The organism is Candidatus Endomicrobiellum pyrsonymphae (genome assembly GCF_020328025.1).
Taxonomy (GTDB): domain Bacteria; phylum Elusimicrobiota; class Endomicrobiia; order Endomicrobiales; family Endomicrobiaceae; genus Endomicrobiellum; species Endomicrobiellum pyrsonymphae.
The window spans coordinates 19,922-29,194 of the sequence record NZ_JAIXMZ010000009.1; the positions used below are offsets into that span (position 1 = coordinate 19,922).

The 9,273-nt window shown below is 34.5% G+C and carries 9 protein-coding genes and 1 pseudogene; 9 read left to right on the forward strand and 1 reads right to left on the reverse strand.

Annotation, left to right across the window (positions count from 1 at the left end):
• Positions 1-6: 6 nt before the first annotated feature.
• On the reverse strand, positions 7-504 hold the full coding sequence (locus LE180_RS01775; protein ID WP_374133778.1) for a cytidine/deoxycytidylate deaminase family protein: 498 nt from the start codon (positions 502-504) through the stop codon (positions 7-9).
• Between the two features lie 100 nt (positions 505-604).
• Here LE180_RS01775 and LE180_RS01780 point away from each other — a divergent pair, with 100 nt between their 5' ends.
• From LE180_RS01780 to LE180_RS01820, 9 genes and pseudogenes are all read left to right on the forward strand, one after another.
• On the forward strand, positions 605-1,447 hold the full coding sequence (locus LE180_RS01780) for a glycine--tRNA ligase subunit alpha (RefSeq protein WP_374133779.1): 843 nt from the start codon (positions 605-607) through the stop codon (positions 1,445-1,447).
• 12 nt (positions 1,448-1,459) lie between these two features.
• Positions 1,460-1,729 (forward strand): AccI family restriction endonuclease, encoded by a 270-nt coding sequence (locus LE180_RS01785; protein ID WP_374133786.1) that lies wholly within the window; start codon positions 1,460-1,462, stop codon positions 1,727-1,729.
• Between the two features lie 185 nt (positions 1,730-1,914).
• Positions 1,915-2,745 carry a hypothetical protein gene (locus tag LE180_RS01790; protein WP_374133780.1) on the forward strand — a complete coding sequence of 277 codons (831 nt, stop codon included), beginning with the start codon at positions 1,915-1,917 and terminating at the stop codon, positions 2,743-2,745.
• 39 nt (positions 2,746-2,784) lie between these two features.
• Complete coding sequence (gene glyS, locus LE180_RS01795; RefSeq protein ID WP_374133781.1) at positions 2,785-4,959, forward strand: glycine--tRNA ligase subunit beta; 2,175 nt, start codon at positions 2,785-2,787, stop codon at positions 4,957-4,959.
• Between the two features lie 134 nt (positions 4,960-5,093).
• A complete protein-coding gene (gene nrdR, locus LE180_RS01800; protein WP_374133782.1) occupies positions 5,094-5,594 on the forward strand; it encodes a transcriptional regulator NrdR in 501 nt (166 codons plus the stop codon).
• Between the two features lie 44 nt (positions 5,595-5,638).
• Positions 5,639-7,924, forward strand: a complete 2,286-nt coding sequence (locus LE180_RS01805) for a vitamin B12-dependent ribonucleotide reductase (protein WP_374133783.1) — start codon at positions 5,639-5,641, stop codon at positions 7,922-7,924.
• A gap of 36 nt (positions 7,925-7,960) precedes the next feature.
• Positions 7,961-8,122, forward strand: coding sequence for a type II restriction endonuclease (locus tag LE180_RS01810; protein ID WP_374133784.1), 162 nt, complete (start codon positions 7,961-7,963; stop codon positions 8,120-8,122).
• The gene (gene yhdJ / locus LE180_RS01815) at positions 8,116-9,033 is read left to right on the forward strand and encodes an adenine-specific DNA-methyltransferase (RefSeq protein WP_374133785.1); all 918 of its coding nucleotides are present in this window, start codon (positions 8,116-8,118) and stop codon (positions 9,031-9,033) included. The genes LE180_RS01810 and yhdJ overlap by 7 nt, the downstream gene beginning before the upstream one ends.
• Positions 9,017-9,273, forward strand: a pseudogene (locus tag LE180_RS01820) (restriction endonuclease); the annotation flags it as partial. The gene yhdJ and the pseudogene LE180_RS01820, both read left to right, overlap by 17 nt.

A 9,273-nucleotide genomic window follows, 5' to 3' on the forward strand; every position in this document is an offset into this window, starting at 1 on the left:
CTACTACTACAAAACTTGGACTATAGAAAGATTTCTTAGCTGTAGCGTAGAAAATTCTATTCCTGCTTCAGAAAAAAGTTCTTTAAAAGTGGCATCTGGGTATTCAATATTCATAACAACTTTTTTTATACCCGCGTTTACTACCATTTTTGCACACAGCACGCACGGAGAATGAGTACAGTAAAGTGTGGAATCTTTAATGTTCATGCCGTTGTACCCGCCTTGTATAATTGCATTTTGCTCAGCGTGAATTGCTCTACAGATTTCATGTTTTTGTCCTGAAGGAATATTTAATGTATTGCGTAAACAGCCTAAAACTAGACAATCTTTAGTTCCTGAAGCTGCTCCATTATATCCGGTGGTTAGAATTCTTTTATCCCGCACAACAACGGCTCCAACATGACGACGTACACACGTAGATCTTTCAGCCACCAGCCACGAGAGTTTCATAAAGTATTCGTCCCAAGGCGGACGATTGTGAATTGTGGTTTTCTCTTTACCCATACCGGATATTTAACTAAAAAAGCAATATTGTGTCAATATACTTTTTTTTGTAGAATGACCGTTGCCTGTACTTGTCATCGTGTAAACATTGGGAGATTATATGAATTTTCAGGAAATTATTATGACTTTGCAGAAGTTTTGGGCAAAACAAGGCTGTCTTGTGTGGCAACCTTATGACTTAGAGAAAGGAGCTGGAACATTTAATCCTGCTACATTTTTGCGTTCTTTGGGATCAAAATCGTGGAACGTTGTTTATGTTGAAACTTCAAGAAGACCAACTGATGGTAGATATGGAGAAAATCCAAATAGATTGCAACGTTACTATCAGGTTCAGGTTGTTATGAAGCCTGCGCCAAAAAATATACAACAGATTTATTTAGAAAGTTTGAAAACAGTAGGTCTTGATCCTAAAAAACACGATATAAGATTTGTTGAAGATGATTGGGAATCTCCTACGCTTGGCGCTTGGGGGCTTGGCTGGGAAGTGTGGATTGACGGTATGGAAGCTACGCAGTTTACATATTTTCAACAGGTTGGAGGTGTTCAGCTAAATCCTATTTCAGTTGAAATTACGTACGGCGCAGAAAGACTTGCGATGTACGTGCAGAAGAAAAACAGCGTTTATGATTTACAATGGAATGACGAAGTGACATACGGAGACGTTCATCTTGAAGATGAAAAACAATGGTCTTATTATAATTTTGAAAAAGTCGATGTTGACATGTTAAAGCAACACTTTATTGATTGGGAAAGTGAGGCAAGAAAACTTGCAGAACAACATCTGCCTCTTCCCGCTTATGATGCTGTAGTGAAATGTTCCCATTTATTTAATTTGCTTGATGCAAGAGGAGCGATTTCTGTCTCTGAAAGAGTGGGATATGTTTTAAGAGTTCGTACTATTGCCAAAATTGTTGCAGAAGAGTATTTAAATATTAAATATTGATAAATTGTCGTCATAGGCAACAATGCAAGAACTCCTACACAGGCTTCCTCAAATTTTATAACCAACAAAGAACAAGGAGACTGGGCCGAAAAGCTTATCATAAACGCAATTAATACAACTTCAAAAAATTATGTAGCCGTTAAATACGGAAAATCAGATGATTTAGTCGCAGGCGAAGATTGGTTTGATAAGTTTTTCCAAGAGTTTCAAAATGAACTTGATACAATAGGGAAAAGACCAGATATTTTAATTTTTAATAAAAAGAATTTTAATTTTATGTAATAAAGCAAAAAACAACGTGAGAGAATACAATGATGATTATTTCATTAGAGAAATAGATAAAATTTTGAACAGAAATTTTATGATTTAAAGACGCAAAAATATTCACCGAGATTAAAGATTTTTATATAGAAGAATGGAATAAAATAAGAGATATTATTAAATTTAAAAATCATGGAGGCAAATAAATGGGCAGGAAAAATATGTTTGAAATATTGGCAGATAACTATAACGCTGGTACGGCATTGAAAAGAATTGCGATTTTATTCCATAGTAAGCTTTTTATTGGGAGCTACGACTGTTATGTCAATGCTACAATAGAAGAAATTGTTGATAAATATAATACATTTGGCAATTGGAAATCACGAAATACTTATTTGGATTGCAGAGATATGCGAAACACTCTTGGGTTGGCAGAATGTCCTCCTGAAGAAGCAGACGCTCTCCTAATTTTAAAATATCTTGAATATTACATAAACATATGTGCTTTAGCGAAGCGTGCAAATTGTAACTCTGAATACCAAAGAAGCGAAAAATTTGGTATGTTAATGGTCGACATCAGAAAGTTGATTGATTATTTAAATTATGAGGAACGACGCATTGAAAGTAAAGATAAAATACTCGTTATTCCTAAAAATCCTGCAGGGACTGCGGTGGCTGAAATATCGTCGCCACAGACCGGCGTTGCTATATTAAAATACCATCATCATTTATTAAAGGGTGATGTTATTGAAAAGAGAAAACTTTTACAAACAATTGCAATCGAATATGAACAAGTATTGAAGTCGAAGTCATGTGAACCAAAGGCAATTTTTGTCAATACAAATGCCTTGCTAAATAACCTTTCTATTAGACACGGCAACAAAGATAATCAAAAAAATATTGCTCAGTTTAGAGATGGCGAACTTGAAACTTGGTACGACGAATTATATCAGATGCTTTTGCTTTGTGTTCTCTTAAATGATAATTCTGCCCGTATGAAAAAAATTGATGACTTATTAAAGTCTATAAAAAAATAGCAATGTGTGACGAGAGTCAAAGAAGAAACGTATGAGGCGATGATTAAGATACTGAGGAGCGCAAGCCGAGCAAAAGGAACGGGCACAGAAAAGCAAGGTAAGGATACAAAAATGATTGATGAAAATATGAAAAATGCTTTACTTGAAATAGGCTCTGAAGAGCTTCCATGTTCATATATCGAACCTGCTTTAAAACAAATAGAGAATCTTGCCATGAAAGCTTTTAACTCTTTTGGATTAAAGTATGAAGCGATTAAAACTTACGCTACGCCCAGGAGACTTGTATTAATTGTTGAAAATCTTGCTGGAAAAAGTGAAGACACAGTGGAAGAAATTTTGGGTCCGTCTTTAAAAGTTGCAAAAGATATTCATGGAAATTATACACAGGCTGCAGTAGGTTTTGCTGCAAAAAACGAAGAGCCTCCTGAAAAACTTGTTGTAAAAACTACAGAAAGAGGCGAGTATCTTTCTTTTATTAAAAAAACTAAAGGTGAAAAGACAGAAAAACTTTTAGCCATTATTTTCTCTGATATAATAAAAAACATATCCTTCCCCAAAACAATGGTTTGGGAACCGAGCGGATTTAAATTTGCAAGACCTATAAGAAGTATAGTAGCTCTTTACGGTAAAAAAATTATTAAATTTAAAATTGCAGATGTTGCTTCGTCAAATTGGACAATAGGGTTGCATACCTACGATGGTAGTAAAATAAAAATAGATTCTCCAGAAAATTATCTTGTCACAATGAAAAACAAGTCTGTCATTGTTAATCAACAAGAAAGACGCAAAGAAATGAAAAAATCAATTGACTCTATTGTTGCAAGTGTTGGTAGCGTAATAAATGACGATGATCTTGTTGATGAAGTAAATTATCTTGTTGAATATCCTTCGGCAGTTCTTTGTACTTTTGATAAAAAATATCTTGATTTGCCTGTGGAAGTGCTTACTGTGTGTATGAAAAAAAGCCAGAAATGTTTCGCTGTAAATGGTAAAGATGGTAGTTTTTCTAATTATTTCATAGGTATCAAAAACGGTGTATCAGCTTATCAAGAAATTGCAAAAGAGGGTTACGAAAAAGTTGTTACAGCAAGACTTGCTGACGCAGAATTCTTTTATCGTAATGATTTAAAAAATGGACTTGGCGCTAATGTTGAAAAATTAAAAGGAGTTATTTTTCATAAAGAAATCGGGACAGTTTATGAAAAAGTTGAACGTATTAAACAAATAGCAAATCTTTTTAATAAAGAATTTGATATGCAAATTGATGACGCAATTCTTGAAAAAGCAATAATGTTTTCAAAAGCTGATTTGGTAAGTGAAATGGTTTTTGAATATCCCGAGCTGCAAGGCATAGTAGGTAAAATTTATGCTTTAAAGTTGGGTGAAAAGTCTGACGTGGCTTTATCATCGGAGCAACACTACTGGCCGTTAAGCGCTTCCGGTCAACTTCCTTCAAACAGCGTAGCGACGTTGATATCTATGTCCGACAAAATAGACACTCTGGTTGCAAATTTTTCGATAGGTCTTGAACCTTCAGGTTCTGCAGATCCCTACGGACTAAGAAGAGCTGGTATAGGTTTTATAAGAATGGTAATGGAAAACTTTCCAAATCAAAATTTGGGCAATGTAATTGAAAAAGTTTTTGAGTTTTTACCAGAAAAAGTGAAAAACAATCCTAAGGCAAAAAATGCTTGCGATAAACTTATTAATTTTTTTTGGCAAAGAATAGATAATATTCTTGAATTGAAAGGCTACAATTCTTTTGAGGTTAAGGCTGTTACAGAGGGTAATAAGCTAAATGCGCTTGGTTCTTTACACCTTAAACTCGTATCTTTACAAAATGCAAAACAAAAAGGTGATTTTGGATATATAGTAACTGTATTTAAGAGAATAGGTAATATAATAAGTCAGGCAAAGAAACAAAATATAAATATTTCAGAAACGTTAAATGAGACCTTGTTTATCGAAGGCGCTGAAAAGGCTCTTTATGTTTCTTCAAAAGAAGCAAGAACAGCAATAGAAAATTATATGCAAAAAAATGAATATGATAAAGTTTTTGATAAAGTGTTGGAACTTAAACCAACAATTGATAATTTCTTTGAAAAAGTCATGGTTATGTCAGAGAATGAAACTGTTAAAATAAACAGGATAGCGCTTCTAAATTATATAAATAATATATTTGCCAGTTTTATAGATTTTTCAGCTTTGCAATAATAATTTTCTTGTCGCTCTTACTACCATTTACACTTGATTGACAAGTCTACCTGTATATTGTAGCATGATCGGCACCACAACCTGTAGTTTACTTGTGTTCTTGATGTACAATAAACAAAAACGAGAGAAAACTAGTGAAATGTCCTTTTTGCGGCAGTATCCATGATCGGGTTCTTGACTCGCGTTCTGTTGAGAATGCTTCCGCGGTAAGAAGACGCAGGGAGTGTTTTGGATGTAGAAAAAGATATACTACCTTTGAAAGACCTGAAGAAATGCTTCTTATGGTTGTTAAAGCGGACAATAAGAGAGAACCTTTTGACAGAAAAAAAATTTGGAATGGCATAGATAGAGCCTGTAGGAAACGTCCTATTTCAGCTGAAACTATGAACAAAATGGTCAGCGAGATAGAAAATGAAGTTATGAGTGAATATATTATGGAAGTTCCCTCAAGCATTATAGGCGGGAAAATTTTAGAAAAGTTTTGGAATATTGATTTGGTTGCATATATAAGATTTGCATCAGTTTATAGAAAATTTGGCGACATAGACGCTTTTATGAAAGAATTAAAGAAGTTAAAAAAAGAGCATATTAAGAGACAAAAGAATAAAAAAATTTATAGCCCTATATCAACATAGAGTTACTTGACTATAAGTATGTTTTTAGTTGTGAGGCAATGTCGATGTTACAGAATAAAGTAAAAAAATTGTTTTTAGAGAGCAAAGTTCATTTGGAGAAAAATGCGTTAACTGTACTCCAAAAACGGTATTTAAAGAAGGATGAAAGAGGGAATGTTATTGAAACCCCTGAGGATTTATTTTACAGGGTTGCAGAAAATATTGCTCAGGCAGATAAAACCTATGATAAAAATGCGGATATAAACGCTTTAACAAAAGAGTTTTACTTGGCAATGTCTTCTTTAGATTTTTTACCCAATTCGCCAACTTTGATGAATGCAGGCAGGCATTTACAGCAGCTTTCCGCGTGTTTTGTTCTACCTATAGATGATTCTATGGATTCAATTTTTGAAACTTTGAAAAATACGGCTCTCATACATAAGTCCGGAGGAGGGACAGGCTTCTCGTTTTCTAGACTTCGCCCAAGCAAAGATATAGTAAAAACAACGTTCGGTGTTTCCTCCGGTCCTGTGTCGTTTATGCAGGTTTTTAATTCCGCTACTGAAGCTATAAAACAAGGCGGTACAAGACGCGGCGCAAATATGGGAATGTTAAGAGTTGATCATCCTGATATTTTAGAATTTATAGTTTGTAAAGATAAAAATGACAGTCTGAATAATTTTAACATATCTGTTGCTGTTACAAAAAAATTTATGGACGCCTTAGAAAATAATGAAGATTATAATCTCTATAATCCTAGAAATGGCAAAGTTGTAGGTAAATTAAGTGCAAAAGCGGTTTTTGATAAGATAATCGAGCAAGCATGGAAAAATGGGGAACCCGGAATAGTTTTTATCGATAGAATGAACGACAAAAATCCTACTCCTGAAATATGCGCAATAGAATCTACAAATCCATGTGGAGAGCAGCCTCTTCTTCCTTATGAATCTTGTAATTTAGGGTCAATCAATTTAGGACATTTTGTAAAATACAGCGATGTTGATTGGGAAAATTTGGGAAAGACAGTAAAAACTGCCGTTCATTTTCTTGATAACGTCATAGATATGAATAATTATCCTATAAAGAAAATAGGCGAGATTACGCGTTCTAACAGAAAAATCGGACTTGGCATAATGGGCTGGGCGGATTTGCTGTTATCTTTAAAAATATCTTATGGCTCTGAAAAATCTTTGACACTTGCAGAAAAACTTATGAGTTTTATTCAATCCAAATCTCGAAAAGCCTCGGAAGAACTTGCAGTGATTAGAGGAGCTTTTCCAAACTTCAAAAAAAGTATATACGCGAATGGAAAACAGGTAAGAAATGCAACCACGACAACGATTGCTCCAACTGGTACAATTGGGATAATAGCTTCAGCCTCAGGCGGAATAGAACCTATTTTTGCTCTTGTCTATAAGAGATCTCAGTGTCTTGACAATGAAGAAATGTATGAAGTTAATCCTTATTTTGAAAGACTTGCAAAAGAAAAAGGCTTTTATTCGCCTAAACTTATGGATAAAATAGCAGAAAAGGGAAGTATTCGCGCGATTAAAGAAATTCCTATAGAAATAAGAAAAATATTTGTAACTTCGCACGACATTACTCCTGAAGAACATGTAAAAACGCAGGCGGCTTTTCAGAAATTTACAGATAATGCTGTTTCAAAAACCGTAAATTTTTCAAATTCGGCAACTAAAGAAGACGTTAAAAAAGTTTATATGCTTTCTTATAAAATGGGTTGCAAAGGCGTGACAGTGTATCGCGATGGTAGCAGAGATCTTCAGGTTTTAAATCTTGTAAATAAAAAAGAAGAATTTGCTCAAATTAGAGAGGCAAAACCAAGAACGCGTCCGATAAAAACAACGGGATTTACTTTGCTTGTGCATACGGGTTGCGGTAAAATGTACGTTACTGTAAATGAAGACGACAGAGGCGCATGCGAGGTGTTTACACAGCTTGGAAAGTCCGGCGGATGTACTTCGTCGCAGGCAGAAGCTGTAGGTCGTTTAATCTCTTTGGCTTTGCGTTCAGGAATTAATCAAGATTTGATTATAACTCAGTTAAAAGGCATAAGATGTCCATCGCCTATTCTTGCCGAAGGCGGAGCAATTTTATCATGCGCAGACGCTGTGGCTAAAGCTTTAGAGGCATACAACAGAGAAAAAATGTTGCCCGGACTTTTTGAACAAAAACAGTCTTATGAGCGACAATATCCGGAAAAACAATATACTTTTGGTCCCGATGCTAATTTGGCAGGAGCATGCCCTCAGTGTCCTGAGTGCGGAGAAATGCTGACTTTTGCGGAAGCTTGCGTTGTTTGTCGCGGTTGCGGTTATTCTAGGTGTTTTTAGTTTATTGATGATTTTATCTCAAATGGTTGAAAATAAATGATTAACGATGACGATTTTCAAATGAACTTGTTAAGATGTATAAATGATTTTCGTTCTGTTTTAGAAACTTCAGACGGCGATTGGACAGTTAAAGGTTTTATTGATGTTGCTAAAAATATATATACCATTTCTGTCAAGAGAGATATAGATATATGTTAAACTTTACAAATATATTTCAAATATCAGAAGTAATCAAAGATGTTAAATCCATGGAGAAATCCATCGCTATTTTAGGAGATAGTATTGAAACATTGAAATTATTTCCAAATAAAAGCATAGATTTAGTCTTTGCTGACCCACCGTATAATATTGGCAAAAATTTTGGTAATAACAAGGACAAATGGGATACAATAGATAGTTATATAAATTGGTGTAAAATATGGATAGACGAATGTATGCGTGTTTTAAAGGATACGGGAACTATGTATTTTATGACTGCAACGCAATACATGTCGTTTGTTGATGTTTATATATCACAAAAATACAATGTACTGTCTAGAATTATTTGGTCTTATGATAGTTCTGGCGTTCAATCTAAATATATATACGGCTCTTTGTATGAGCCTATTTTGATGTTGAACAAATATAGCAAGTCATCATATACGTTTAATTATGAAGATATACTGGTGGAAGCGAAGACCGGAGCGCAAAGACAACTTATAGATTACAGAAAAGATCCTCCGCAACCTTATAATACGCAAAAAGTTCCTGGAAATGTGTGGAATTTTAATAGGGTTAGATTTCGCATGGAAGAATATGAAAATCATCCAACGCAAAAACCAGAAGCGTTATTAGAACGTATTATAAAAGCATCCAGTAATCCCGGCGATGTAGTCTTAGACCCATTTAGCGGTAGTTTTACAACGTCGGCAGTAGCGCTAAAATTGCAAAGACTGTCAATAGGCATTGAATTGAATCCAGAATATTTTAAGTTGGGACTTAGAAGAGTCGGTATTTGCGACGAATATCAGGGAGAGTTTCTACATAAAATCAAAGAACGCAAGACAACAAGCCGTTCTAAGCAATCATCATATGACCTGGGGTTATCGTTACATGAAAGACTTTATTAAAACCATATTAGAGAATCATTTTGGCAAGGAAGCGCAGGATATTTACAACAATAGTTATTTGATAAGATATCTTGATTCTAAGACGGGCGCGATATATGGCGATTCTAAAACTCGCAGGAGTTTAGCTAGCATTTATGCCATATACTCAATATTATCTTTTTATATCAAAGATTTTTATAATAATCCTAAGGCGTATAAGCAATTTGAAGGATATGACTATACAAGACTTTTTGTGTTTTG